25 protein-coding genes and 1 rRNA gene are annotated in these 24,682 nt (G+C 68.5%); 17 read left to right on the plus strand and 9 right to left on the minus strand.

What is annotated here, in order from left to right:
• Positions 1-303: 303 nt before the first annotated feature.
• The 4 genes from rrf to PUN71_RS10475 all read left to right on the plus strand — a co-directional run bounded on the left by rrf (position 304) and on the right by PUN71_RS10475 (position 5,032).
• A 5S ribosomal RNA gene (rrf, locus tag PUN71_RS10460) occupies positions 304-420 on the plus strand.
• Positions 421-853: 433 nt separating this feature from the next.
• Complete coding sequence (locus PUN71_RS10465; protein WP_277798344.1) at positions 854-1,612, plus strand: LamB/YcsF family protein; 759 nt, start codon at positions 854-856, stop codon at positions 1,610-1,612.
• 2 nt (positions 1,613-1,614) lie between these two features.
• On the plus strand, positions 1,615-3,291 hold the full coding sequence (locus PUN71_RS10470; RefSeq protein WP_277798345.1) for a 5-oxoprolinase subunit B/C family protein: 1,677 nt from the start codon (positions 1,615-1,617) through the stop codon (positions 3,289-3,291).
• A complete protein-coding gene (locus PUN71_RS10475) occupies positions 3,284-5,032 on the plus strand; it encodes an acetyl/propionyl/methylcrotonyl-CoA carboxylase subunit alpha (RefSeq protein ID WP_277798346.1) in 1,749 nt (582 codons plus the stop codon). Before PUN71_RS10470 ends, PUN71_RS10475 begins: the two co-directional genes overlap by 8 nt.
• Positions 5,033-5,039: 7 nt before the next feature.
• Here PUN71_RS10475 and PUN71_RS10480 read toward each other — a convergent pair whose 3' ends face one another.
• A complete protein-coding gene (locus PUN71_RS10480) occupies positions 5,040-6,023 on the minus strand; it encodes a prenyltransferase/squalene oxidase repeat-containing protein (RefSeq protein WP_277798347.1) in 984 nt (327 codons plus the stop codon).
• A 69-nt stretch (positions 6,024-6,092) separates the two neighbouring features.
• Here PUN71_RS10480 and PUN71_RS10485 point away from each other — a divergent pair, with 69 nt between their 5' ends.
• The 5 genes from PUN71_RS10485 (at position 6,093) to PUN71_RS10505 (ending at position 10,238) form a co-directional block, all read left to right on the plus strand.
• Positions 6,093-6,770 carry a GntR family transcriptional regulator gene (locus tag PUN71_RS10485; protein WP_043448737.1) on the plus strand — a complete coding sequence of 226 codons (678 nt, stop codon included), beginning with the start codon at positions 6,093-6,095 and terminating at the stop codon, positions 6,768-6,770.
• Positions 6,771-6,982: 212 nt separating this feature from the next.
• Positions 6,983-7,696, plus strand: coding sequence for a DUF969 domain-containing protein (locus PUN71_RS10490; protein WP_043448742.1), 714 nt, complete (start codon positions 6,983-6,985; stop codon positions 7,694-7,696).
• On the plus strand, positions 7,693-8,664 hold the full coding sequence (locus PUN71_RS10495; protein WP_043448744.1) for a DUF979 domain-containing protein: 972 nt from the start codon (positions 7,693-7,695) through the stop codon (positions 8,662-8,664). The genes PUN71_RS10490 and PUN71_RS10495 overlap by 4 nt, the downstream gene beginning before the upstream one ends.
• A gap of 35 nt (positions 8,665-8,699) precedes the next feature.
• A complete protein-coding gene (locus PUN71_RS10500) occupies positions 8,700-9,779 on the plus strand; it encodes a DUF2891 family protein (RefSeq protein ID WP_277798348.1) in 1,080 nt (359 codons plus the stop codon).
• Positions 9,780-9,980: 201 nt separating this feature from the next.
• A complete protein-coding gene (locus tag PUN71_RS10505; RefSeq protein WP_277798349.1) occupies positions 9,981-10,238 on the plus strand; it encodes a hypothetical protein in 258 nt (85 codons plus the stop codon).
• 29 nt (positions 10,239-10,267) lie between these two features.
• On the opposite strand, the gene PUN71_RS10510 is transcribed toward PUN71_RS10505, so the two are convergent.
• From PUN71_RS10510 to PUN71_RS10520, 3 genes are read right to left on the minus strand one after another with little or no spacing between them, the layout of a single operon-like run.
• Positions 10,268-10,495, minus strand: a complete 228-nt coding sequence (locus PUN71_RS10510; protein ID WP_277798350.1) for a PLDc N-terminal domain-containing protein — start codon at positions 10,493-10,495, stop codon at positions 10,268-10,270.
• A gap of 38 nt (positions 10,496-10,533) precedes the next feature.
• Complete coding sequence (locus tag PUN71_RS10515) at positions 10,534-10,692, minus strand: hypothetical protein (RefSeq protein ID WP_167562143.1); 159 nt, start codon at positions 10,690-10,692, stop codon at positions 10,534-10,536.
• On the minus strand, positions 10,685-11,248 hold the full coding sequence (locus PUN71_RS10520; RefSeq protein WP_277798351.1) for a hypothetical protein: 564 nt from the start codon (positions 11,246-11,248) through the stop codon (positions 10,685-10,687). Before PUN71_RS10520 ends, PUN71_RS10515 begins: the two co-directional genes overlap by 8 nt.
• Before the next feature lie 308 nt (positions 11,249-11,556).
• Here PUN71_RS10520 and PUN71_RS10525 point away from each other — a divergent pair, with 308 nt between their 5' ends.
• The 3 genes from PUN71_RS10525 to ppsA all read left to right on the plus strand — a co-directional run bounded on the left by PUN71_RS10525 (position 11,557) and on the right by ppsA (position 15,844).
• Complete coding sequence (locus tag PUN71_RS10525; protein WP_277798465.1) at positions 11,557-12,366, plus strand: slipin family protein; 810 nt, start codon at positions 11,557-11,559, stop codon at positions 12,364-12,366.
• Positions 12,367-12,464: 98 nt separating this feature from the next.
• Entirely contained in the window at positions 12,465-13,283 is an 819-nt protein-coding gene (locus PUN71_RS10530) for a pyruvate, water dikinase regulatory protein (RefSeq protein WP_043448754.1), read from the plus strand.
• 149 nt (positions 13,284-13,432) lie between these two features.
• Positions 13,433-15,844, plus strand: a complete 2,412-nt coding sequence (gene ppsA, locus PUN71_RS10535) for a phosphoenolpyruvate synthase (protein ID WP_277798352.1) — start codon at positions 13,433-13,435, stop codon at positions 15,842-15,844.
• Between the two features lie 11 nt (positions 15,845-15,855).
• Here ppsA and PUN71_RS10540 read toward each other — a convergent pair whose 3' ends face one another.
• Positions 15,856-16,290, minus strand: a complete 435-nt coding sequence (locus tag PUN71_RS10540) for a nuclear transport factor 2 family protein (protein ID WP_277798353.1) — start codon at positions 16,288-16,290, stop codon at positions 15,856-15,858.
• A 174-nt stretch (positions 16,291-16,464) separates the two neighbouring features.
• Here PUN71_RS10540 and PUN71_RS10545 point away from each other — a divergent pair, with 174 nt between their 5' ends.
• Both PUN71_RS10545 and PUN71_RS10550 read left to right on the plus strand, forming a co-directional pair.
• Positions 16,465-17,514, plus strand: a complete 1,050-nt coding sequence (locus PUN71_RS10545) for a helix-turn-helix transcriptional regulator (RefSeq protein WP_277798354.1) — start codon at positions 16,465-16,467, stop codon at positions 17,512-17,514.
• Positions 17,515-17,530: 16 nt separating this feature from the next.
• Positions 17,531-18,436, plus strand: a complete 906-nt coding sequence (locus PUN71_RS10550; RefSeq protein WP_277798355.1) for a CPBP family intramembrane glutamic endopeptidase — start codon at positions 17,531-17,533, stop codon at positions 18,434-18,436.
• A 26-nt stretch (positions 18,437-18,462) separates the two neighbouring features.
• Here the strand turns inward: PUN71_RS10550 and PUN71_RS10555 are convergent, their stop codons facing one another.
• Both PUN71_RS10555 and PUN71_RS10560 read right to left on the minus strand, forming a co-directional pair.
• Entirely contained in the window at positions 18,463-18,969 is a 507-nt protein-coding gene (locus PUN71_RS10555; RefSeq protein WP_277798356.1) for a DinB family protein, read from the minus strand.
• Between the two features lie 37 nt (positions 18,970-19,006).
• Positions 19,007-19,897 (minus strand): potassium channel family protein, encoded by an 891-nt coding sequence (locus tag PUN71_RS10560; protein ID WP_277798357.1) that lies wholly within the window; start codon positions 19,895-19,897, stop codon positions 19,007-19,009.
• Positions 19,898-20,002: 105 nt separating this feature from the next.
• Here PUN71_RS10560 and PUN71_RS10565 point away from each other — a divergent pair, with 105 nt between their 5' ends.
• Genes PUN71_RS10565 through PUN71_RS10575 form a run of 3 tightly spaced genes read left to right on the plus strand, consistent with a single transcriptional unit; the run spans position 20,003 to position 21,773 of the window.
• Complete coding sequence (locus PUN71_RS10565) at positions 20,003-20,515, plus strand: GNAT family N-acetyltransferase (RefSeq protein ID WP_277798358.1); 513 nt, start codon at positions 20,003-20,005, stop codon at positions 20,513-20,515.
• Positions 20,512-21,186: a DUF1214 domain-containing protein gene (locus tag PUN71_RS10570; protein WP_277798359.1), complete on the plus strand. Its 675-nt coding sequence runs from the start codon at positions 20,512-20,514 to the stop codon at positions 21,184-21,186. The genes PUN71_RS10565 and PUN71_RS10570 overlap by 4 nt, the downstream gene beginning before the upstream one ends.
• Positions 21,183-21,773, plus strand: a complete 591-nt coding sequence (locus PUN71_RS10575) for a DUF1254 domain-containing protein (protein WP_277798360.1) — start codon at positions 21,183-21,185, stop codon at positions 21,771-21,773. The genes PUN71_RS10570 and PUN71_RS10575 overlap by 4 nt, the downstream gene beginning before the upstream one ends.
• Positions 21,774-21,841: 68 nt before the next feature.
• On the opposite strand, the gene PUN71_RS10580 is transcribed toward PUN71_RS10575, so the two are convergent.
• Entirely contained in the window at positions 21,842-23,518 is a 1,677-nt protein-coding gene (locus PUN71_RS10580; protein ID WP_277798361.1) for an FAD-binding dehydrogenase, read from the minus strand.
• 31 nt (positions 23,519-23,549) lie between these two features.
• Entirely contained in the window at positions 23,550-24,680 is a 1,131-nt protein-coding gene (locus tag PUN71_RS10585; RefSeq protein ID WP_277798466.1) for an alkaline phosphatase family protein, read from the minus strand.
• Positions 24,681-24,682: the final 2 nt, after the last annotated feature.

Raw genomic sequence — 24,682 nt, forward strand, 5'->3', positions numbered from 1 at the left:
TGTGTGAGAGGCCCCCAGCCAGACCACTGGGTTGATAGGCCGGATGTGGAAGCGAGGACTAACGACTCGTGAAGCTGACCGGTACTAATAGGCCAACAACTTACACCACACAGATACATACAACATTCTGCTTGCGTCCACTATGTGGTTCCCAACCAACAACCCCCACCCGGGGTACCGGTTACAGGAACCAAACAATTGAATAACAACACCACCAAACGCTGTCCTCAACAGGTCAGCGAGTTGTAACCACAAGATTTCCCCACCCCCACACCATGTGACGGGCGGTGCGGGTAGAAGGGTTACGGCGGTCATAGCGTGGGGGAAACGCCCGGTCCCATTCCGAACCCGGAAGCTAAGACCCACAGCGCCGATGGTACTGCACCCGGGAGGGTGTGGGAGAGTAGGTCACCGCCGGAACATCATTACATGGTCGAGGCCCCAACCACAGGTTGGGGCCTCCCACATTTAACACACCAACCACCGCTGGGCATCGCCCGCACTAACAAAACCTGCTAGCCCCCATCGCAGCAGACCCCATTGCCCAGGCCGCTTGCCAGGCCGGGGACCCCGAACTGCACCCTCAGATACCGTCCCGGACCAACCGGATACCAGCCCTAACGGACGGTGCAACCGAGGAAGCCGGCAGGAACTGATCACGCACCCCCTGGAAACCCAGGATGTGATCCCGCATCCCGGGAAACCGGCAGGAGGTGGTGGCGCGTCGCGGGGAAACCGGCAGGAGGTGATGGCGCGTCGCAGGGGGTTGTTGAAACAGGGGAGGGCAGATTGTTGAACAATCCGAGTTTTTAGGGCATTCTTGGATGAACAGCAATCCGAGACGGAGATCACAATGCCCAGCATCGACCTGAACAGCGACGTCGGCGAGTCCTTTGGGAACTGGTCCTTCGGCGACGACGCCGCCATTTTCGAGAGTGTTTCCAGCGCCAACGTAGCCTGCGGCTTCCACGCGGGCGACCCCGTGGGCATCATGGCCACGTGCCAGGCCGCCGTGAAAGCCGGCGTCACCGTGGGCGCCCACCCCGGCTACCGCGACCTCGCCGGCTTTGGCCGCCGCTTCGTGGACATGACTCCGGCGGAACTCACCGCAGACGTCGTCTACCAAATCGGCGCGGTCCAGGCCGTTGCCCTCGCCGCAGGGACCGCCGTGCGCTACATCAAGCCCCACGGCGCCCTGTACAACACCATCGTCAACCACCCCCAGCAGGCCGGCGCCGTCGTCGCCGCCATCCTGGCCGTGGACCCCACCCTGCCCCTCATGGTCCTCCCCAACTCCGAGATCCAGCGCCAGGCCGACGCCGCCGGGCTGCGGACCGTGGCCGAAGCCTTCGCCGACCGCGCCTACAACCCGGACGGCACCCTGGTGTCCCGCCGCGAGCCCGGCGCCGTGCTGCACAAGGTGGAGGACGTCGTCGAACATGTCCTGCGCCTGGCCGGGGACGGCGTGGTCCGGGCCATCGACGGCTCGCTGGTACAGGTCAAGGCCGAAAGCATCTGCCTGCACGGTGACACGCCGGGTGCCGTTGCCATGGCCGCCGCCGTCCGCGCCGCGCTGCTGGACGCCGGCATCCAGATCCAAAGTTTCGCCTAGCCATGCCCACCACACAGCAGCAGGCACAGAAGCCGCCACACGCCGCACTGACCGGTGTCCGGGCCGCCGGAGACTGCGCCATCCTGGTGGAGCTCCCCACCCTGGACTCCGTCCTCAGTCTCCAGGCGCAACTCACCGCACACCCCCAGCCGGGGCAGGTTGACGTCATTGCCGCAGCCCGGACCGTCCTCATCACCGCGGACTCGCCCCACGCGGCACGGGCCCTGGCCACTCACGTGCGCAGCATCGACCTGGAAGCCCCGGCCGGCACCGAGAGCACGCTGGTCACCATCGACGTGGTGTACGACGGCGAGGACCTGGACGAGGTCGCGAAGCTCACCGGGCTGGACCGCCAGGGAGTCGTTGCCGCCCACACAGGCCAGCTCTGGACCGCCGCCTTTGCCGGCTTCGCCCCCGGCTTCGCCTACCTCACGGGCGAAGATTCCCGCCTGGAAGTGCCGCGGCGCCACTCACCGAGGACGGCTGTGCCCGCCGGTGCAGTGGCACTGGGCGGCGCGTACTCGGCGGTCTACCCCCGGCAGTCGCCCGGCGGCTGGCAGCTGATCGGCCGGACCGAAGCAGCCATGTGGGACCTGGACCAAGAAAACCCGGCCCTGATCCGGCCGGGCGACACGGTCCGTTTCAACGCGGTGCGGGCGCAGGCCACCGTGACCGACCACGCTGTGACCGAACAGCGCGGGCCGGACGCGGCCAGCACCGCGGGAACAGACCCCGCAACCGCAGGGCTTGCCGTCCGGAAGCCGGGACTCCAGGCCACCATCCAGGACCTGGGCCGCCCGGGCTACGCCTCCCTCGGCGTCAGCAGCGCCGGCGCCATGGACCGGGCGGCCCTCCGCCGCGCCAACCGCCTGGTGGGCAACGCCGAGGACGCGGCCGGCATCGAACTCCTCTTCGGCGGCCTGGAACTCGAGGCCCTCTCGGACCAGGTACTGGCCGTCACCGGCGCAGAGGTTCCACTTGGGATCACGCCGCCGGAAGACGCGGCAGCAGGTACGATGGCGGCCCGGCACCCCGGGTGCGGCGCCCCCTTCGCGCTGCTGGCAGGGGAGAGGCTGACGGTGGGAAACCCGACGGCAGGGCTCCGCTGCTACCTCGGCGTCCGCGGCGGGATCGGCGGCCCCGACGCGCTGGGGAGCCGGTCCACGGATACCATGTCCGGGATCGGGCCCGAACCGCTCCAGGCTGGAACCATCCTTCCCGTGCTCGCACCGAAGCCGGGCAGCATTGTGGGCCACCCCGAGTCGTCACCCCTTCCGGACCAGTCCGCGGCAACCGTGCTCCGCGTGGTGCCCGGACCCCGGCAGGACTGGTTCAGTGCCCAAACCCTGCAGGACTTCCTGGAACAGGACTGGACCGTCACGCCGCAGTCCAACCGGATCGGACTGCGCCTCAACGGCAACGCCCTCACCCGGAGCCGCGGCGGTGAACTGGCCAGCGAAGGAACGGTCCGGGGCGCCATCCAGGTGCCGCCGGAAGGCCAGCCTGTCCTCTTCCTCTCCGACCACCCGGTGACGGGCGGATACCCGGTGATCGCCGTCGTCGTCCACGCGGACCTGGACAAGGCGGCCCAACTTCCCCCGGGCGCCGCCGTGCGGTTCACCGTTGCAGCACCCCCGGCAGAACTGCCCGAAACAGCTAAGGAAAGCCCCCATGCGTAAAGTCCTCATAGCCAACCGCGGCGAGATCGCGGTCCGGATCGCCCGTGCCTGCGACGACGCAGGCCTGGAAAGCGTGGCCGTCTACGCCGACCCCGACGCCGATGCGCTGCACGTCTCAGCAGCCACGGAGGCGTACTCGCTGGCCGGATCCAGGCCCCAGGAAACCTACCTGGACATCGACAAGATCCTGGCCATTGCGGCCAAGAGCGGCGCCGACGCCGTCCACCCCGGCTACGGCTTCCTGTCCGAGAACGCAGGCTTTGCCCAGGCCGTGCTGGACGCCGGCCTGACCTGGATCGGCCCCTCCCCGGACACCATCCGCCTGCTGGGCGACAAGGTCAGCGCCCGCGAGGTGGCCGTCCGGGCCGGCGCCCCGCTGGCACCCGGCAGTGACGGGCCCGTGGACAGCGCCGCCGAGGTCCGTGCCTTCGCCGAGCAGGTGGGCCTCCCCGTTGCCATCAAGGCTGCCTTCGGCGGCGGCGGACGCGGCCTCAAAGTGGTCCGGAACCTGGCCGATATCGAGGAAAGCTTCGACTCGGCGGTCCGCGAGTCCCTTGCAGCCTTTGGCCGCAGCGAGTGCTACGTGGAGAAATTCCTGGACCGCCCCCGGCACGTGGAGGCACAGGTCATCGCGGACACGCACGGCAACGTGGTGGTGGTGGGCACACGCGACTGCTCGCTGCAGCGCCGCCACCAGAAACTCGTGGAGGAAGCCCCCGCGCCATTCCTCACGCCGGACCAGCGGGCCGCCATCCATGCCTCTGCCAAGGCCATCTGCCGGGAGGCCGGATATGTCGGTGCCGGCACCGTGGAGTACCTGCTGGACGGCTCCGGTTTCCTCAGCTTCCTGGAGGTCAACACGCGGCTGCAGGTGGAGCACCCGATCACCGAGGAGACCTCCGGCGTGGACCTGGTGGCTGCCCAGCTGGCCATCGCGGCGGGGGAGCAGCTCCCCGTCCTGGAGGACCCGGAGCCGCGCGGCCACGCCTTCGAATTCCGCATCAACGCCGAGGATCCGGGCCGCGGATTCCTGCCCTCGCCCGGGACCGTGGAATCCTTCGAGGTGCCCACCGGGCCCGGGATCCGGCTGGATACGGGCGTCCGTGCCGGCTCTACGGTGCCCGGGCAGTTCGACTCGCTGCTGGCCAAGCTGGTGGTCACCGGTGCAGACCGCCAGCAGGCCCTTCGGCGTGCCCGCCGCGCCCTGCAGGAGTTCCGGATCGGCGGACTGGCCACCGTGCTGCCCTTCCACCGGGCAGTGGTCGGGGCGCCGGACTTCACCCGCGAGGACCGGCTGGACACCTACACCACCTGGATCGAGAACGAATTCGCCACCGCCCTGGACGCGGACCCGGCCTTCAGCCCGGCCGCGCCGGATGAACCCCGCCGGACCATCGGCATCGAGGTGGACGGCAAGCGGATGGAGCTGGGACTGCCCAAGGCGCTGCTGGATTCTTTGCTCGACGGCGGTGGCCGGCGGAGTGCGGAAGGCCAGGACGCCAGCGGGGAGACGCTGCCGGAGAAGAACGACGGCGACCTGCTGGCCACCATGGCCGGCACCGTGGTCAAGTGGCTGGCTGAACCCGGGGCCAGCGTCGAGGAAGGCGAAGCGGTACTGGTGCTCGAAGCCATGAAGATGGAGACGGCCGTGGCCGCACACCGCGCCGGGACCGTCGGTGAGCTGTACGCCGCGGCCGGAGACGCCGTCGGGCCCGGGCAGGTGCTCACCACCATCTCCTAAGCGCACGTCACGAGGGCATCCGCGCGAACACGCGGCACACCGCCAGGCTGAACCAGAGCTGGAGGTCGTGGAACCTGTCCCGGAGCAGGTGGCCGGTGAAGAGCCCTGACGGTTCCTGGTGCGCGGAGAGCCAGTCGCGCGCCTGGTTGGTTTTTTCCGTTCGCAGGCCGGGGCGGATGATGCTGATGGCGTCGAGGGCGGAAACGAGGTCCGTCATCCAGAAGGGAAAGCAGAACTCGGTCCAGTCGGAGACGCGGCCCTTGTCAGGATAGGCGTCCGGCTCAAAGAAGCGGGCCGCCAGCATTTCCGCGGCCCTCTGTGCGGAGGTGCTTGCGCTGTGCGCGGGATGGGCAGCATAGGCCCTGAGCACCACCCCGGTGATCAGGTGCGAGAACGGCTGCGCCGGATCGCCGGGAATGGTCTGCGGCTCGTCCAGCGCGTCCAGATTCCTCCCACGGGTGCGGATGGGAAGGGCCCAGCCGCCGTCGTCCTGCCGCGACGCCTCAAGCCAGCTGAACGCGCGTTCTACACGAGGGTCGTCGCCGTATCCCGCTTTGCACAGGAGCCCGATGAGGGCCCCCGTGTAGTTGGGAGACACCTGGTTGCCGTAAATCCCCCGAAGGTCACCCAGCCCGGACTGGTGTGAAAGCACATAACCGGCGGCCGCGGCGATGGCCCGATGCCGGCGGGTGAGCCCGAACATCTCGACGAGGAACCCGAGTTGCCGGTAGGTCTCCAGCAGGTCGTAGTCCATGCGGTCCCGGGGCCGTTTTCCCGGATAGGCCCACGACCCATCCGCCGCTTGGTGCCGCAGGATCCGGCGGGGGACCGGAAGGTCCCAGAGTGCCTCGTCCGGCGCACCCGCGGGAGCGGCTGGCAGCCCTCCCGGCCCGGCGACCAGCTCGCGGACGGCCCAGGAGCGCACGGCAGGGTGACCGCTCGACAGCAGCGGGGCTATCGGGTCGAACCGGAGGCCGTCAAGCCACGTCATGGTCACCATGATGGCGGAATACGTCCCGTGCGGACAGGGTACCGGTGTCCTGCCGGATATCGTGGTGCCATGACGTTTGACGAGGTACTGGCCGATCTCCAAGCCCAGGCCAGAACCACCAAGCACGCCGAAACCGGCTTGTGGGTGGCCGCCCAGCTCCGCAGCAGGATCGCGGCCGGCCAGCTCAAGCCCGGTTCCAAGCTCGCGGAGGAAGCCCTCCGGGAGGCACTTGGCGTGTCCCGGAACACGCTCCGGGAAGCCTTCACGGCGCTCCATGCCGAGCACATCGTCACCCGGATCCCCAACCGCGGCGTGTTCGTGGCGCACCCCACCGCTGACGATATCCGCGAAATCTACCGTGTCCGGCGGTTCCTGGAGCCCGCCGCGGTGCTCTGGTCCCGCGACGCCCCGACGGAGGTCCTGGCGGGCATCATCAAGGCCGCCAGGGCCGCCGCCGCGGAGGGGGACATCCCCGGCATGGCCGGAGCCAACCAGGACTTCCACCGAGCCATCGTTGACCGCGCCGGAAGCGAGCGGCTCAACAGCCTGATGGACCAGGTGCTGGCCGAGATGCGGCTGGTGTTCCACTCCATGGCCGCCAACCCCGCCTTCCACGAACCCTACGTGGAGGACAACGCGAAGATCGTGGAACTCCTGGAGACCGGGGAACTCGCCGCGGCAGCGGACTTCCTGGCCGCCTACCTGGACCGCGCCGAGGCCCAGCTGCTCGACGCCGTCGGCCGCTAGCCAACCCTTCCCCAAAAAGGGGGGTTGCAGGATTGTTGAACAAAAAGCTATGCTTTAGATCACACCGTTGTTCTGCAGCTCACTTAACCCTGCAGCCCCAACGTGACAGGGGCTCCCGCCCCTCGGCGCCGTCACCCCCACTTGACCAACCCATGGACGCGCCGGCCCCCACTTTCGCAGACCCGTCACGGGTCCCCTGGGAAGGGATAATCATGCTTGTACTCATCGGGGTGCTGCTGGTGATCGTTGGCTTCGCCATCCGCCTGAACCCCCTGATTGTCGTCACCGTCGCCGGCATCGTCACCGCACTCCTGGGCGGGATGAACCCCGCGCAGATCCTCGACTCGTTCGGCACCGGCTTCGCCAGCAGCCGCTCCGTCACCATCTTCGTGGCGGTGCTGCCGGTGGTGGGCATCATCGAGTTCTTCGGGCTGCAGGAGCAGGCCAAGGTCCTCATCGGCCGGCTCGCCAAGCTCACGGCAGGCCGCGTCCTGATCGGCTACCTGGCCGTCCGCCAGATCACCGCCGCGGTGGGCCTGAACAGCATCGGCGGCCACGCCCAGACGGTCCGCCCGCTGGTGTTCCCCATGGCCGAGGGCGCCGCGCTGCGCCGCTACGGCCATGTGCCGGAGAAGATCAGCGAGAAGATCAAGGGGCACTCCGCCGGTGCGGACAACGTGGGCGTGTTCTTCGGCGAAGACGTGTTCGTGGCCGTCGGCTCCATCCTGCTGATCACCACGTTCGTGGACACCACCTACCACCTGCACCTGGAACCGCTTCAGCTGGCCCTCTGGGCCATCCCCACCGCCATCGCGGCCTTCCTCATCCACGGCTTCCGGCTGCTGCGCCTGGACAAGCAGCTGGACAAGGAATACCGCGACTACGAGCTCACCGCCCAGAAGGAAACCGCAGGAGAAGCCAAATGATCAACGTTGAAGCCGTCTACTGGCTGATCGGCATTCTGTTCGTCGCCTGGGCATCATTGATTGCCGCCGACACCAAACACCCCCGCCGCTGGGGCAGCTCGGCCTTCTGGGGCCTGCTGGGCCTGTGCTTCTTCTACAGCACCTGGGTGCAGGCAGGCACAGCACCCGGCTGGATCCTGGGCATCGCCGTCCTGATCCTGGTGGTGCTGGCCTCCACCGGCCTGCTGGGCCACGGCAAGCACCGCACCTCCACCGTCCACGAGCGGGAGGCCTTCGCCAAGCGCTTCGGCAACAAGCTCTTCATTCCGGCCCTGACGCTGCCCCTGGTCACCGTCATCCTCGTGCTCGCCGCCCCCGTGCTGTCCATCGGCGGCACCCCGCTGCTCGACCCCAAGAACACCACGCTGGTAGCCCTGGCCATCGGTGCCGTGGCCGCCGTCGTCGTCGCCCTGGTCATCCTCAAGCCCAAGAACCCGGCGACGCCCATCTTCGAAAGCCGCCGGATCCTCGAATCCATCGGCTGGGCGGCGCTGCTGCCGCAGATGCTCACCACGCTGGGCATCCTGTTCACCAAGGCCGGCGTGGGCACCGCCGTGGGCACCCTGGCCTCCGGCCTGCTGCCCAAAGGCTCGCTGATCGCCGGCGTGATCGTGTACTGCGTGGGCATGTTCCTGTTCACCGTGCTGATGGGCAACGGCTTCGCAGCCTTCCCCATCATGACCGCGGCCATCGGCTGGCCCGTGCTGGTGGAGACCTTCCACGGCGACCCGGCGATCGTCTTCGCCATCGGCATGCTCGCCGGTTTCTGCGGCACCCTCTGCACGCCCATGGCCGCCAACTTCAACCTGGTGCCCTCCGCGCTGCTGGAAATGAAGAACAAATACGGCGTCATCACGGCGCAGGTGGGCACGGCCATTCCGCTGCTGGCGGTCAACATCGCACTGATGTACTTCCTGGCCTTCCACTAACCCTTTCCACCCACCCTGGCCTTCAAAGGAGCATGATGGACAACGACCTTCGCGCACAGGCGGCACCGGACTACGCAGCCGTGGTGCTGGGCAACCTCTCCGAGCCCTTCCCGCACTCGGCCCACCACACCCAGGTGTCCGCCCAGGACCGGCCCATCCCGGAGGAAATCCACCCCGCCTTCTACACCTCCTTCGACTGGCACTCCTGCGTCCACATGCACTGGCTGGGTGCCAGCCTGCTGGGTGCCGCGCAGCAAGGGACCGGAAAGGCGTCCGACGGCGGCGCGGCGGCCTGGGTGGACAGCTCCACCGCTGCGTCACTGCGCCAGGCGCTGGGCGCCAACCTGACGCCCGCCAAGCTGGCGGTGGAACGGGACTACCTGCTGGCCAACCCGTCCTGGGAGCGGCCGTACGGCTGGGCGTGGCTGATGCGGCTGGCCGCCACCTGCTCCGCGTCCCCGGATGCGGAGATCCGCGAATGGGGCGCCGCCCTGGATCCCCTGGTGGATGCCGTGGCAGACCTCAGTGCGGCCTGGATGGCCAAGGCGCAGTATCCCGTGCGGCACGGGCTGCACACCAACGCCGCCTTCGGCGTGGGCTACATGCTGGATGCGTTCCGGTCGCTGGGCCGGGCTGATGCTGCCGCGGCCTGCGAGGAAGCGGCCCGGTCGTGGTTTGGAAACGACCGCGGCTGGCCGGGCGACTGGGAGCTCAGCGGGCAGGACTTCCTCTCCGCCGGCCTGAGCGAGGCGGACCTGATGCGCCGTGTCCTGACGGCTGACGGGTTCGCCGACTGGTTCGCCGGGTTCCTGCCAAACCTCACCGCGGAGTCGCGAATCCTGCAGCCGGTGGGCGTGACGGATGAGACGGACGGCTACCTGGTGCACCTGCATGGCCTGAACCTGACCCGCGCCGGGCAGGTGGCCCGGATCATCGCTACGCTCCGCGAATCCTCCACATCGGAGGCCGCCGCCTCGGCGGCCGTGCTCAACGAGGCCCTGGACCCGCTGTTGAAGGCCGGCCTCCGCGGGCTGGAGAGCGGCGACTTCATGTCCACCCACTGGCTGGCCAGCTTCGCCTGGGATGCGCTGGGCTCCGTGGCGGCGCTGGACTGAGTCTTCCCGGATTGACCTGCCTGGACTGACCATCCAGCAGGTGACGGGATGAACCAGTCACACTCGGTGTGAAAGGACGCGGCGGTGCCCAAACGGGCGCCGCCGCGTTAGTCTTTTTCCACCACGCCCAGCGCGTGACCTGGGAGCAGCGGGCAGGGTCGTAATGAGCTGACCGTCCGCCCGCGAGCCCTGAGGAAGATCATGCGCCAGCACGTCAGTACCTGCCCGTCAGACCCTGCAACGGCAGGGCAAACCGCCCTCAAGCCCAGGAGGAAGCGGACCAGGCATCCCCGGTTGGCGGTGGGTGACCGGGTCCGCTTCGCCGAAGGCACCCTGGGCGGCACCGGCGTGGTGGACGCCGTGACGTCCGACTACGCCATCATCTGGATCTGGACGGACGAAGGCCAGGGGCGCCGGATGTTCCTGCAGGGCTACGGAAGCATCGTCACTGCCATCTAGGGGGCCGGTCGGGTCCAGGCCGCCGCAGGCTAGGTGCGACGACGGACATCGGGCCGGCGGGGGCGGCCCGCCACGAGCCACGCGACTCCGCCCACCACGCTGCCGAAGACGAGGAGCACCAGCCAGACGTCCCGGCCGAAGGTCCGCATGTCCCGTTCGTCCGTCTGGCTGAAGTCCACTAGGCTGTAGCCCCAAACGGCCAGGCAGGGGATGAGGACCAGCCAGGGGAGCCACTGCGCGGCACCTGTCGCGTTCATAGGATCAGTATGCTCCGGTTCCCTGAAGCCGGCGGGGCCTACTGCCCGTGCTGGGTGTACTCCCCGGAGCGGCGGGCACGCCGCTCGTCGGCCTGGCGGATCCCGTCGCGGACGCCGGCACGGATGACGCCGTACAGGATGTAGAAGAAGACCGCGCCGACGAGGACAAACAGGACAAGCCCGGTAAGGTCACCCATTGCTGCGCTCCTCCTCTGGCCAGTACGGCTGAACGGACGCCGCTGCCTGACGCAAGGCCCCGCCGTCGAGCATCAATGAGGTTTCCTCCAGGCCGAAATCCGTCCACTGGCAAACCAGCGGAAGGTCGCCGGCAGGCGGAAGCGGCCACAGCCAGAGGGTGCCGCTGCCGGAGAACTCTTCGTCGCCCCCGCCGCCCCCGCCGCCGTTCAGGGCGAGGACCGGAGGCTCCGGGTTGGTGCCCGGCTCCACCAGCCCGTAGGGAATTTGGCTGCCGGTGCTCGCTTTTGAACCGTCAGGAAATTCGACGCCGAACATCAACCCGGTATGCCGTTCGCTGCGCCCGCGAAAGCCCCTGCCGGGCTGGAAGAACAGCGGCTGCAAATCGTCCCAGTCCCTATCGGATTGATCGGTCCGGCGGAACAGCCAGGACAGGTTGAACACGCATCCGGTGGAGAACACGTCCGCGCTCTTGACCGCCACCACCATTCCCGGCGTCCGGCTCACGAACAGGCCGAGATGGACAACGGCAGGCAGTTCATACGCGGGTGCAGCCACCCAAGGGGGCGGGACGTGCCTGGTAGACCGCGGCCGCGGCGGCAGGGGAGGGACGGGGAAGTCTTGGAAGAAGGTCATGGTGGTCCTTGGATCCGCTGGCTGCGACCGACCAGCGGAACGGCGGCAGCGCCGCCATGGATCCCCCAATCCGTCCTTACCCGGCCAGTCTAGCCCCGGGTCGGTCGCTTCCCCGCGGGCCCAAGGGCCCAGGGCCCTCGCCGCCTTTTGGTGGGACAATGGAGGCAGGGCACCTGTCACGGCGCCGGCCCGGCGACGGCACGTCCCGCCACCCACAGGAGGGGATCCTGATGGACCCCACCACCATCGTTGTAATCGTCCTTGTGGTCCTGCTGCTGGTCGTTGCCAGGATGTCCATCCGGATCGTGCGCCAGTACGAAAAGGGCGTGCTGTTCCGGCTTGGCAGGGTTATTGGCGTCAGGGATCCAGGCCTGCGCCTGATCATCCCGGTCATTGACCGGCTGCCGCTGGTCAGCCTGCGCATCGTCACCATGCCCATCCAGTCCCAAGGCATCATCACGCAGGACAACGTCAGCGTCGATGTCTCGGCGGTGGCCTACTACCGTGTGGTGGACGCCGTGAAGTCAGTCATCGCGATCGAAAACGTGGCCGCAGCCATCGACCAGATCGCCCAGACCACCCTGCGCAAAGTCGTGGGCCGCCACACGCTGGACCAGACCCTGTCCGAGACCGAACGGATCAACGGCGACATCCGCGAAATCCTCGACGTACTCACCGTCGAATGGGGTGTGGAGGTCACCCTGGTGGAGCTGAAGGACATCCAACTGCCTGACAGCATGAAACGCGCCATGGCCCGCCAGGCCGAAGCCGAACGTGAAAAGAGGGCGAAGATCATCGCCGCCGAAGGCGAAGCCATCGCGGCAGCTGCCCTCGGTGACGCCTCCGACACGATGATGGCCCACCCGCTCGCGCTGCAGCTCCGGAACCTGCAGTCCCTCGTGGAAATCGGCGTCGACAAGAACACCACTGTCGTCTTCCCGGCCCCGCTCATGAGCACCATCGGCGAACTCTCCGCGTTCCTGGCCCGCGAAAACCAGGCCGCGTCCTCCGGCGGAAAGTCGCCGGTCAAAGCGGCCTGACGCCAACGCACCGGCGGGCAGGTGGAGCATCCCCGGCTGCCCGCCCCGGGTCCCGGCCGTTTGGGTGCCTGACTCCGGCGGGCACTAAAGTCGATGCCATGACCACTGCTGCTCTACGGCCTGTCTACTTTCTTTCGGACAGTACCGGCATCACCGCGGAAACGCTGGGCAATACGTTGCTGACCCAGTTCCCGGTGGCCGACTTTGACCGCGTCACCATCCCGTTCATCACCACTGCCGAACAGGCGCGGTCCGTGGTGCGCACCATCGACGGCCTGGCCGCCACCGGGCCCCGGCCGCTGGTCTTCTCCACCGCCGTCAGCAGCGAGATCCGGCAGATCCTGGCCGGCTGCAAGGGCGTCATCGTGGACCTGATCGGCACCCACGTGGGTGTCCTGGAAGAGGCGCTGGGCACGCCCGCCAGCGGCGAACCGGGCAGGGCGCACGGGCTGGGAAACGCGGCACGCTACCAGTCCAGGATGGCGGCGGTGGAGTACGCGATGGAGCACGACGACGGGCAGAGCTTGCGTGCGCTGGAAAAGGCCCAGGTGATCCTGGTGGCCCCGTCCCGGTGCGGCAAGACGCCCACCACCATGTACCTGGCGCTGCAGCACGGGATCTTCGCGGCGAACTTTCCGCTGGTGGATGAGGACTTCCAGCGGGACGGGCTGCCCAAGCCGCTGCGGCCGTTCGTGTCGAAGTGTTTCGGCCTGTCCTCCAACCCGCTGCGTCTGAGCCAGATCCGTACCGAACGGCGCCCCAGCTCGCCTTACGCGTCACTGCGGCAGTGCGGTTTCGAGCTGCGCAGCGCCGAGCAGCTGTATGTCTCGCACCGGATCCCGTACCTGAACTCGGCCACCGTCTCCGTGGAGGAAATGGCGGCCACCATCCTGCAGCGGATGAACCTCAAGCACTGACAAATGTTTTAACAGATGTGGTGTGGGGCACATCATGTGGAAAGTGTGCCGGGAACCTGCCACTGTTGACAGGAATTTTCATCCGGCCGCCCACTACCGTGGGCGGCCGGTCCACGCCTACGCCACCCCACTGCAAAGGAGCAGCAATTATGACGACGGACGTTCTGTGGTTCTCTGAACTTGGACTCAAGGACCTGGACAAGGTGGGCGGCAAGAATGCCTCCCTGGGCGAGATGGTGCAGAACCTCACCTCCGCCGGCGTGCAGGTCCCGGACGGCTTCGCCACCACCGCGGACGCCTACCGCCGGTTCCTCGCCGACTCGGGCCTGGACCAGAAAATCGCCGACCGGCTGGTCGGGCTGGACACCGACGACGTGACCGCCCTGGCCTCCGCCGGCCAGGAAATCCGGGCCCTGGTCCGCGACACCCCCTTCCTGCCGGACTTCGAGGCACAGGTGCGCGAGGCGTACCAGCAACTGGTGGACAAGCACACCGGCTCCGCCGACCTGTCCTGGGCCGTCCGCTCCAGCGCCACCGCCGAGGACCTTCCGGATGCCTCCTTCGCCGGGCAGCAGGAAACCTTCCTGAACGTCCGCGGGATCGAAAACATCCTCCAGGCGATCAAGGACGTCTTCGCCTCGCTCTACAACGACCGCGCCATCGCCTACCGCGTGCACCACAAGTTCGAGCACGCCGAGGTGGCACTCTCGGCGGGCATCCAGCGGATGGTGCGCTCCGACGTCGGCGCGTCCGGCGTCATGTTCACCATGGACACCGAGTCGGGGTTCCAGGACGCCGTCTTCGTCACCTCCTCCTACGGGCTGGGCGAAGCCGTGGTGCAGGGCGCCGTGAACCCGGACGAGTTCTACGTGTACAAGCCCGCCCTGGCCGCCGGCCGTCCCGCGATCCTCAAGCGCGGCCTCGGCGAGAAGGCGCTGCAGATGACCTACACCACCAACAGCGAGATCGGCCGCACCATCGACTTCGTGCCGGTGGAGGACTCCCTGCGCGCCCGCTTCAGCCTGACCGACGACGACGTGGAGCAGCTCGCCCGCCACGCTGTCGCCATTGAGAAGCATTACGGCCGCCCGATGGACATTGAGTGGGGCAAGGACGGCATCGACGGCGGCCTGTACATCCTGCAGGCCCGGCCGGAAACCGTGCAGTCGCGCCGGGCGCCCGGCAGCATGAGCCGGTTCCGCCTCAACGGCACCGGCCCGGTGCTGGTGGAAGGCCGCGCCATCGGCCAGCGGATCGGGGCCGGGAAGGTCCGGATCCTGACCGCCATTGACCAGATGGCCTCCTTCCAGACCGGCGACGTCCTGGTGGCGGACATGACCGACCCCGACTGGGAACCGATCATGAAGCGTGCCTCGGCCATCGTCACCAACCGCGGCGGACGCACCTGCCACGCGGCCATCATCGCCCGTGAACTGGGGATTCCGGCCGTCGTGGGCACCGGCAACGCCACCGACGCCCTCTCTGACGGCCAGGAAGTCACCGTGTCCTGCGCCGACGGTGAGACCGGGGCCATCTACCAGGGGCTGCTGGACTTCAGCGTGGAGGAAACCGGCATCACCAACCTGCCGGAGGCGCCGGTGAAGGTGATGATGAACGTGGGCACCCCGGAGCAGGCCTTCACGTTCGCGCAGCTGCCCAACCACGGCGTGGGACTGGCCCGGCTGGAATTCATCATCAACCGGCAGATCGGCATCCACCCCAAGGCCCTGTTGAACCTGGACAGCCAGCCGGCGGACGTTGCCGCAGAGATCCGGGACCGCATCAGCGCCTACGACAGCCCGCGCGACTACTACATCAAGCGCCTGGCCGAAGGCGTGGCCACCATCGCCGCCGCCTTCGCCCCGGAGCCCGTGATCGTCCGGATGTCCGACTTCAAGTCCAACGAATACGCCAACCTGATCGGCGGCCCGGCCTACGAGCCGCACGAAGAGAACCCCATGATCGGCTTCCGCGGTGCCTCCCGCTACCTGGAGCCGTCCTTCCGGGACTGCTTCGACCTTGAGTGCGAGGCGTTGTCCTTCGTCCGCAACGAGATGGGCCTGACCAACGTCAAGCTGATGATCCCGTTCGTGCGGACCCTGGATGAGGCGCAGGGCGTCATCGAACTGCTCGCCGAGAACGGCCTGCGCCGCGGCGAGAACGGGCTCGAGGTGATCATGATGTGCGAACTGCCGTCCAACGCGCTGCTCGCCGATGAGTTCCTGGAGTACTTCGATGGGTTCTCCATCGGCTCCAACGACATGACGCAGCTGACGCTGGGCCTGGACCGCGACTCGGCGATCGTGGCCAACAGCTTCGACGAGCGGGACGCCGCCGTGAAGAAGCTGCTCAGCATGGCCATCAAGGCGTGCCGCGCCCGGGAAAAGTACGTGGGCATCTGCGGCCAGGGTCCCAGCGACCACCCGGACTTTGCCGAATGGCTGGTGAAGGAGGGCGTCAATTCGGTCTCCCTGAACCCGGATACCGTGGTGGACACCTGGATCCGTCTCGCCGGGGCATCGGAGGAGACGCCGAACGTCGCCGCGGCTGCCGCCGTATAGCGGGTAGGCCCTTACCCCTGGGCCGGCTCGGGCAGCAGCCCGAGCTGGCCCAGGAGTTCCAGCTGGTCGAAGTAGGCGCGATGCGAGGTGATGAGCCCGTCCTCCACCGTCGCGACGTCGCAGCTGCGCACCCGGACCTGCCTCCCGGTGGGCGGCAGGGTCCCGCCCGTGGGCAGGGCCAGCGGCCCGGTGTTCGTCCCCACCACGAAGCCTTCATCAATCGCCACATTCCCGGCCTCGTGCCGGTCCGCGTGCTCGTACCGGACGTCGGGCATGGCCTCCCAGAAACCGGCGAAGTAGCCAGCGATTGCCTCACGCCCGGTGATTCCGTCCCGGTCCGGGGTCCGGAGCGCCGCTTCTGCGGCGTAGCACCCTGCGAGTGCCTCCTTGTCCTTCGCGGCCATGGCCGCCATCAGCCGGTCCATGACCCCGCGTGCCTGTCCCATTGCAGCCTCCCTTGCTCCCGTCCTGTCCATCCGGACGCCCAGGTGGGGGCGCCGTAAGGGGAAAATACGACGGCGGCACTGGCGGCCGCGATCCCCTCGCCGGGGGTTTCGGCGGACGGGAAAACCCCCGGTTTGGGGGATTGCCGCGCTGCCCGGCGGGCGGATACTTGAGGTATGTGGGAGGAGCGCGCGGAGCGTGCCCGGCGTGACATCGCCGCCCTGGCCGCCGGCGGCATGGACCTGCCTGACCTCTACACCTCGGCGCTCGCCGTGGTGCAGCGGGAGGTGCCGTTCGAGCAGGGGTGCTGGGCCGGCGTCGACCCCGCCTCCATGGTGATGACCTCCGTCACCAACTGGAAGCCGTGGCCGGTGGCGGAGCCCCAGTTCGAGGAGTACTTCCTCCGCTTTGCCCAGTCCGAATACACGGGCCAGGAACCCAACACGTTCGCCGAGCTGCTGCGCCGCCCCCACCCCGTCGCCAGGATCTCGGACGCACCGTACCGGGAGGTGGCGCGCAGCGTCCGGATCAACGAGCTGATCAAGCCGCTGGGCTTTGACCATGAGCTGCGCGCAGCCTTCCGGGTGGACGAGCTGTGCTGGGGAGTGGGCAGCATCTTCCGGCAGGGCGGCCCCGACTTTACCGACCGGGAAGTGGAATTCCTGGGCGCGGTGACGGCCACCCTTGCGGCCGCCACCAGGGCAGCGGTCCGGGTGGCGCACCCCGCCGGGCCGGCCGCCGTTGGGCCCGTGATCGTCCTGGCCGGGCGGCACGGCGACCTGCGCGCCGCCACGCCTGCCGCCGCTTCCTGGCTTGCCGACGTGGAGGAGGCTGCCCCTGGCCGCTTCAGCCAGACGCTGTTTTCGGTGGTGGCGCAGGCCTCTGCCGCGGCATCGGGAACCGCGCGGGCCAGGATGCGCGACGCGGGGAACAGCTGGGTGGTGCTGCAGGCCAGCCGCCTGATCACCGGCGACGACCCCGAACAGATGGTGGTCACCGTGGAACCGGCCACCACCCACGACCTCGCCGGCCTGCTGTTGATGGCGTACGGGGTCACCGCCCGGGAACGGGATGTGTGCCTGGAGGTGCTGGCGGGAAGCTCGACGGCGGAGATCGCCCGGCACCTGTTCATTTCCCCGCACACGGTGCACGACCACCTGAAGTCGCTGTTTGAAAAAATCGGCGTCGGCAGCCGCGGGGAGCTGGTGGCCCGGCTCGTGGCCTGAAGGGCGGAGGAATTCCATGCAACCACTGGCGGGCTCCGTACGTCAGCACCCGCTGCCGTGGTACTTCGCCGTGACCTTCCTCCTGTCCTGGGGCGCCATCGTGACGGCCGTCTGGGCAGTCACTGGCGGCCTCTCGCCCACACCGGAACAATTCCAGCGCACCCTCCCCGCCACTGTGCCGGCCATGCTGCTCGGACCCGCGGTGGCCGGCCTGGTCCTGACGGGGATCCTGTCGGGGCGGGAAGGCTACCGGGACCTTTGGGCCCGGCTGCTCACCTGGCGCGTCGACGGGCGCTGGTACCTCTTCGCCCTGCTGGTCGCTCCCGTGACGCTGGCCGTCCCCGTGCTGGTGCTGTGGATCTCCTCCCTGGACTATGCGCCGCGGATTGCCGCCGAGCCGGACCGGGCCGGGACACTTGTCACGGCCGCCGTCCTGGGGCTGGTGGTCGGGCTGCTCGAGGAGATCGGCTGGACCGGCTTCGCCATTCCCAGGGCCAGGGAGCACTACAGCATTCTTTGGACAGGGGTTTTGGTGGGGGTGCTGTGGGGAGCATGGCACTTCTTCGTGAACTTCTGGGGCGGCGGCGGGACGAACGGGGGCGTGCCGCTGACGGTCTTCATGCCGCTGTGGGTCGCCGCGGTGCTGGCCGGCCAGCTGACGGCCTACCGGGTGCTCATGGTCTGGGTGTATGAGCACACGGGGAGCGTCTCCGTGGCGGCGTTGATGCACGCCAGCCTGGCGGCGTTCCAGTTCATCCTCAACCCGCTGACCCCAGGAGTTCCCCAGCAGGTCTACCCCTGGGGGCAGGCGGCTGCCATGTGGCTGGTGGTAGCCGCCGTGGCTCTGACTCACCGGGGCGAGATGACGGGCCCGCGGCGTTTCCTGCCCATCCACATCAAGTCAGGGCACCGGCGGAGGTAGCCGCCCGCTTTCACGCCGGGGCGGGGTCACTCCGGATTTTCGGCTGCCAGGATCTGTTCGCGCAGGATGTCCGCGTGCCCGCAGTGCTGCGCCAGCTCCCGCAGCATGTGGAGGTAGACCCAGCGCAGCGGGAGCGGCCCCCGCCGGTTGCCGGTCACTACGTCGTCGAGGCCAAGAGGGGCGGCCGCTGCCCGGGATGCGGCGCAGGCCTCCCGGTGGGCCGCCCGCACGGAGGCGATGGTGTCGCCGTCAGCCAGGATGAACGATTCGTCAGGGGTGGCGGGGATGCCTATCCCGCTGCGGGGACGGCCGGTGAAGGCTTCGTCGAACCAGACCTTCTCCACGAAGGTGGCATGCTTCACCAGCCCCAGCAGGGTGGTGCGGGAGGGAACCAGCCGGCGCCGGGCCTGCTCCTCGGTGAGCCCGGCCAGGCACTCGTTGAGCATCTCCCGGTGCTCGTCAATAAAGAACTCGAATTGGATGCGCCAGGGCTCGTTGATGACGTCGTCCATGGAGTGGAAGTGGGAAGCCATACGCAGACCCTAGCAAGCCGGGCCCCAGGCACCGCGGCTACTGCCGTGGCCCGGGAGGGCGCCGGTGGCGGTGGTGCAGCTCGTAGTGGTCGAACACATCGGAGGATGTGTCTCCCACGTGGCCGAACTTTCCCCGCAGCACCCCGGCCAGGTCCTCCAGTGCCGCGTAGAGCATCCGCCCGGCGAACCGAAGCTCGGGGTTGTCGCTGTCCTGGGCATCGGAGGCCAGGCGGTGGGCATAGGCGATGGTGGCCGGAAGGGACCCGCGCTGCTCCACCTCGTGGAAATAGTAGGTCTCGTGGAAGGACAGCAGGTCGATGCTCACGGAGGCCACGTTTCCGGCCATCGATTCCAGCAGGGCAGCCGCGTGCCGGGCGTCAAGGGAAGCGATGCCGGACGGGCCGGCCGCCTCCCGGAAGAGGTTCAGTTGATGGGCCAGCGCGCGCCGCCGGCTCAGGGCGGGGTAGGTCTGCAGGATCCACGAGACGGTGGCGGTGAGCAGGCCGAAACCGGCCACGGCCTGGAACGCCATTACCAGCCGCAGCAGGGGATGCGTTGCCACGATCTCGCCGAATCCCGCGGTGGAGAGGGCCACCAGAGAGATATACAGGGCCTCGGCGAAGTCGGCCTGCCGGGGCACGTCGGCCGAGTAGGAGAACCCGTCCGGAAGGTGCGGGAGGTACAGCAGCGCCCAGCCCACCGCAGCCAGGGCGGCCCACGCCGCGATGACGGCGGCCATGGCCAGCGGTGCAGCAACGGTGGAGGCTCCGCCCCTGAGCTTCCTGGATGCCAGCCAGAACCCGCGCATGATGGTCCGGCCCACCGGACCCGAGCCGTGCGGGTACAGGAGCGTGTGGAAGACGTCGGCCACCATCAGCAGAATCAGTGCCGCGCCGGCCACGGTCAGGAGCACGTCCTCGAAGTCCATGCCTCATCTTAAGTTGCGCAGGATCGCCGGCGCCCCGGCGGAGATTGCAGGGGTACGACGGCGGCGGCCGGCCCGGGTGCCGGTCCGACTGGCTAGGCTGGCGCCATGGACTTTCGACTTCGCCAGGCCACCCCGGAGGACGCCGGGGAAGTGGTGCTGATGCAGACGCTGGCGCACGAGGAGTGCTACCGGCACCTGCTGTCACCGGAGTTCTTCCAGCGGCGCCGGGCAGCCATCCCGGAACGGGTGGAGCGCCGGCGTGCGTTCCTGGCCACCGGAGATCCGCGGATCCTTGCCTTCGACGCCACCGGCGAACTGGTGGGCTATGCCGACGCAGGCCCGGGCCGGGAGGACGACGCCCCCGAACCCGTGGAGCTGTACTCGCTCTATACCCTCCGGCGCACTTATGGGACCGGCCTGGGGGCAGCCCTGGTGCGTGCCGCCGTCGGCCCCGGTCCGTCCTACCTCTGGGTGCTGGAGAACAATCCGCGGGCGCTCGCCTTCTACCTGAAGCAGGGGTTCCGGCCCGACGGCAAGCGCAACACCCTGCCCGTGGAGTGGGAGGAACTGCCCGAGCTCCGGCTGGTCCGCCGGGACGCGGCGGGAATCCAAGGGTGAGCAGGACCTACACGTACTTTGCGGCCCTGGTCGGCACGGTCTGCGTGGCGTTCATCCTCGCCATGCTCTTCCTGCCGTTGACGCGGACGGTCCGCAGCGATGTTCTGCAGGGTTTCCTGATCGGCTTCGGCCTGGCCTTTGTGACAGCCCAGGCCTACGCGAGGATCAAAGCGGTGAGGACCAACGGGTGGACCACCATGCCCCGGCTGGGCAATCCGGGCAACGGCATGCTGATGCGGGCGGCCTGCGCGCAACTGTTCCCCGGCCCCGTCAACACGGCAGAGGAAGCGGTGTACTGGTGGACCAACTCGGATGGGAATGGTGCGACGCTGGACGGCCGGCACCGCTACCTCCTCCGGTTCCCTGCCGGCGGCCTGCCGCCGAACGACGCCTTCTGGTCGCTCACCATGGGCGATGCCCGGAACCGTTTCGTCCCCAATCCCCTCCGGAGGTACAGCGTGGGCGACCGGTCCGGGCTCATCCCCAACCCTGACGGGTCCGTCGACATCCACATCCAGGCCGCGGCTCCGCCTGGACGGGACGCAAACTGGCTTCCCGCGCCGTCCGGAAAGTTCATTTTGTGGCTCCGCGTCTACCAGCCGGGCCCGGCGATCCTGGCCGGAAGCTACGTGGTGCCGGCCGTGGCCAGGGTGGAAGGCGCGACGCCATGAGACTGGAGCATCTCCTGATCTTCGGCGCGGTCATGGCCGCCACCTGGTTCGCCGCGACCTATTTTTGGCCCCGCATGCTCCTGTCGGTGTTCAAGCGCGCCATCCTTGCCAAGGGGTTCGGTGAGGGGCCCATCCCCGTCAACACGCTCTACACGCAGTCGCTGGCCCTCTTCGCCGACACCCTGCAGGTGCCCGCGGGCGGCTCGAAGCTTGCCTCGGCCGGCGTCAACCGGGACACTCTCCTCACGCTCGCCTGGCTGGATCTCTCGAAGGGCCCGTTGGTCCTCCACGTCCCGGATATGGCAGGGCGCTACTACAGCGTCCAGTTCACCAACCCGGCGACCAACACCAATTTCGCCTATGTGGGGAAGCGCACCACCGGTACCGGGGCCGGCAATTTCCTCATCACCGGGCCCGGGTGGTCCGGCACCGTCCCCGACGGGATGGGGCATATTGCGTCGCCACGGCGTTCGGTGCTCCTGGTCGGCAGGGTGCTGGTCCTGGACGGGGCTGACCTGGCCACAGCACATCGACTGTCCACACAGATGAGCCTGGCGCCGGGACGGCAGCGCCCGGCAGGGGCGTAAAGCACGACGGCGGCGCGCGGCCCGGTTGCCGCCCGGGTGCGGCGTCGTCGTGGAGCGCGCGGGCGGGCTTACAGTGCGCGGGCGAGCGCCCGGCCCACGGTGCGGCCGGTGAAAAGGCAACCGCCCAGGAAGGTGCCCTCCAGCGCGTTGTATCCATGGGCGCCGCCGCCGCCAAAGCCCGCAGCTTCTCCTGCGGCGTAGAGCCCGGGAATCGGGGCCCCGTCCTGGCCGAGGGCCTGCCCGTCCAGGTTGGTCTGGATCCCGCCCAGCGACTTCCGCGTGACCACGTGCAGCCTGACGGCGATCAGCGGACCCGCGGCCGGGTCCAGAATCCGGTGCGGCTTCACGGTCCGGAAGAGCCTGTCGCCCAGGTACCGGCGGCTGTTGCGGATGCCCGTGACCTGGGCGTCCTTGGAATAGGGGTTCCGGATCTCGGCGTCGCGCTCCCCGATCTGCCGCCGGAGCAGCGCGTGATCCAGCAGCGGCTGGTCCGTCAGCCCGTTCATCCCGCGCACCAGCTCCTCCAGGGTGTCCGCCACCACGAAGTCCGCGCCGTGTTCCTTGAACGCCTCGATGGGCCCGGACGCGCCGCGTCCCAGCCGGGTCTTCAGCAGCAGCTTCAGGTCCCGGTTGGTGATGTCCGGGTTCTGCTCCGAACCGGAGAGGGCGAATTCCTTCTCGATGATGCGTTGGTTGAGGATGAACCAGGAATGGTCGTACTGCGCGGGGCCGGGGGTGGTCCGCAGCAGGCGCAGGGTTCCCAGGGTGTCGTAGCCGGGCAGGCCGGGGGAGGGGAGCCGCCGGCCCAGGGCGTCGAACCACAGGGACGAGGGGCCGGGGAGGATCCTGATGGCGTGGTCCGGCCAGATGGGGTTCCAGTTCTGGATCCCTTCGGTGTAGTGCCACATCCGGTCGCGGTTCACCAGCCGCACGCCGGACGCGTCCGCGATGTCGAGCATCCTTCCGTCCACGTGTTGCGGAACGCCGGTGACCATCTTGCGCGGCGGTGTTCCCAGCCGGTCCGGCCACCATTTCCGCACCAGGGCATGGTTGCCGCCGATGCCGCCGGAGGCGATCACCACTGCCTGCGCCCGCAGCTCGAACCCGCGCACCACGTCCCGGTTGGATGACACCCCGCGCGGGGCGTCATCGGGTGCCAGCACGGCGCCGCGCACCCCGGTGACCGTCCCGGCGTCGTACGTTAAACCGTCCACCCGGTGCCGGAAGAAGAACTGGACGCCGCCCGCCGAGGCAGCCGCCCGGGCTTTGGCGGCGAACGGTTCCGATACCCCGGTGCCGGTTCCCCAGGGAACGTGGAAGCGGGGGACCGAGTTGCCGTGGCCGCCCGCCCTGCCGTCGCCGCGTTCGGCCCAGCCCACCAGGGGCGTGAACCGGATGCCCTGCCCGTGCAGCCAGGCGCGCTTCTCGCTGGCGGCGAACTCCACGAACGCCCGGCCCCACCGCTGCGCCCACTCGTCTTCGGGAAGCGGACCGGACAGGCGGTCCCACTGCGCCGACCCCTGCCAGTCCTGCCAGGCCAGCTCAAAGGAGTCCTTCACGCCCAGGCGGCGCTGCATCGGAGTGTCCACCAGGAAGAGGCCGCCCAGCGACCAGAACGCCTGCCCGCCCAGGTTGGCGGGGTTCTCCTGCTCCACGATGGCCACCCGCTTGCCGGCCCGGACCAACTCATTGCTGGCCACCAGGCCGGCCAGGCCGCCGCCGATGATGATGACGTCCGCGTCCATCCGGTCCCCTTTTCGGCTGGTGCCTGATCCGTCAGACGCCTGCGTTGTAAACGTCGAGTCCGAACCGGTTCAGTCCGGGTGACCCAGCGTAACCCAGGTATGGAAGACCGAACGTGTCCTCGATGCTGGCCAACAGGCTGTAGTGGTTGTAGGGGGTGGTGGACCACGTGCCGCCCTTGGTGAACGGGGAGAGGACCAGGGCGCCCACCCGGCCACCGCCCATCCCGGTGATGCCTGGCAGCGGCGCATTGGGGCCGGGGCCCTCGCCGCAGCAGGCGCTGGCATCGGACTGCGGCCCGTCAGACTCGTCGAAGGTGATGACCAGGACCCCGTCCTGCTTGAACGCCGGGGATGAGGTGATTGCCGGCACCCACTGCCTGAGCCACTCGTCGGCGCTTGCCAGTCCGCCCGGCTGGCCGTCCACGCAGGGGGCGTCGTGCCCGTCGTGGCAGAGATTGGGCGTGATCATCGACAGGTTTGGGGTGGTGGCAACCGTTGCGAGGTCTGTCGTCAAGGCGCTGAGGTCCACATCATTGGCCGCGCAGTCCGGCGATCCCGTGATGCCGGCGAAGTAGACGAAGGGATTGTGCCTGGCGGCGTACTCGTCTCCGACCTTCGCCTTCTGCGTGTCGTCGACGGCGCCCAGCGCAGGATGGCGGCACGGTGAGCCCATGTCCTCCATATACCCTTTCCAGGTCTTCCCGGCAGCCTTCAACTGTCCGGCCACGGTGGGGACGGTGTCGGGGAACACGCAGCCGTCCCCCACCGCCTGGCCGGGGCTGGCCGTGCCGGCACCAACCAACGGCGTATAGGTCTGGCAGTCCGCCTGCATTTGGGGATTGGGTCCCTGACCGGAAATCTGCGCCACATAGTTGGGCTGGGAGTTGTGGGCCGTACCGTAATACTGGTTCATTAGCACGCCCTGGCTGCGGAGGGTCTGCGAAAGGTAGGGAGCGGCCGACGCCGGGCCCCAGGTTTCGTCGTAGCCCTTGTTTTCGAGGTTGATGACGAAGACGTGGTTGGCTCCGGGCAGGTAGCCCTTGCTGGTGGATGCGGCGGGGGCAGCCGGTGCGGCGGCAACGGGGGTGGAGGTGGCCGCGGCGCCGCCGAATAGGGCAGCGGCGGCTACCGCGATAACTGCAGCGGCAGTTTGAAGTCTCATTT

The sequence above is a fragment of the Arthrobacter sp. NQ7 genome, assembly GCF_029581595.2.
GTDB classification, from domain to species: domain Bacteria; phylum Actinomycetota; class Actinomycetes; order Actinomycetales; family Micrococcaceae; genus Arthrobacter; species Arthrobacter phenanthrenivorans_B.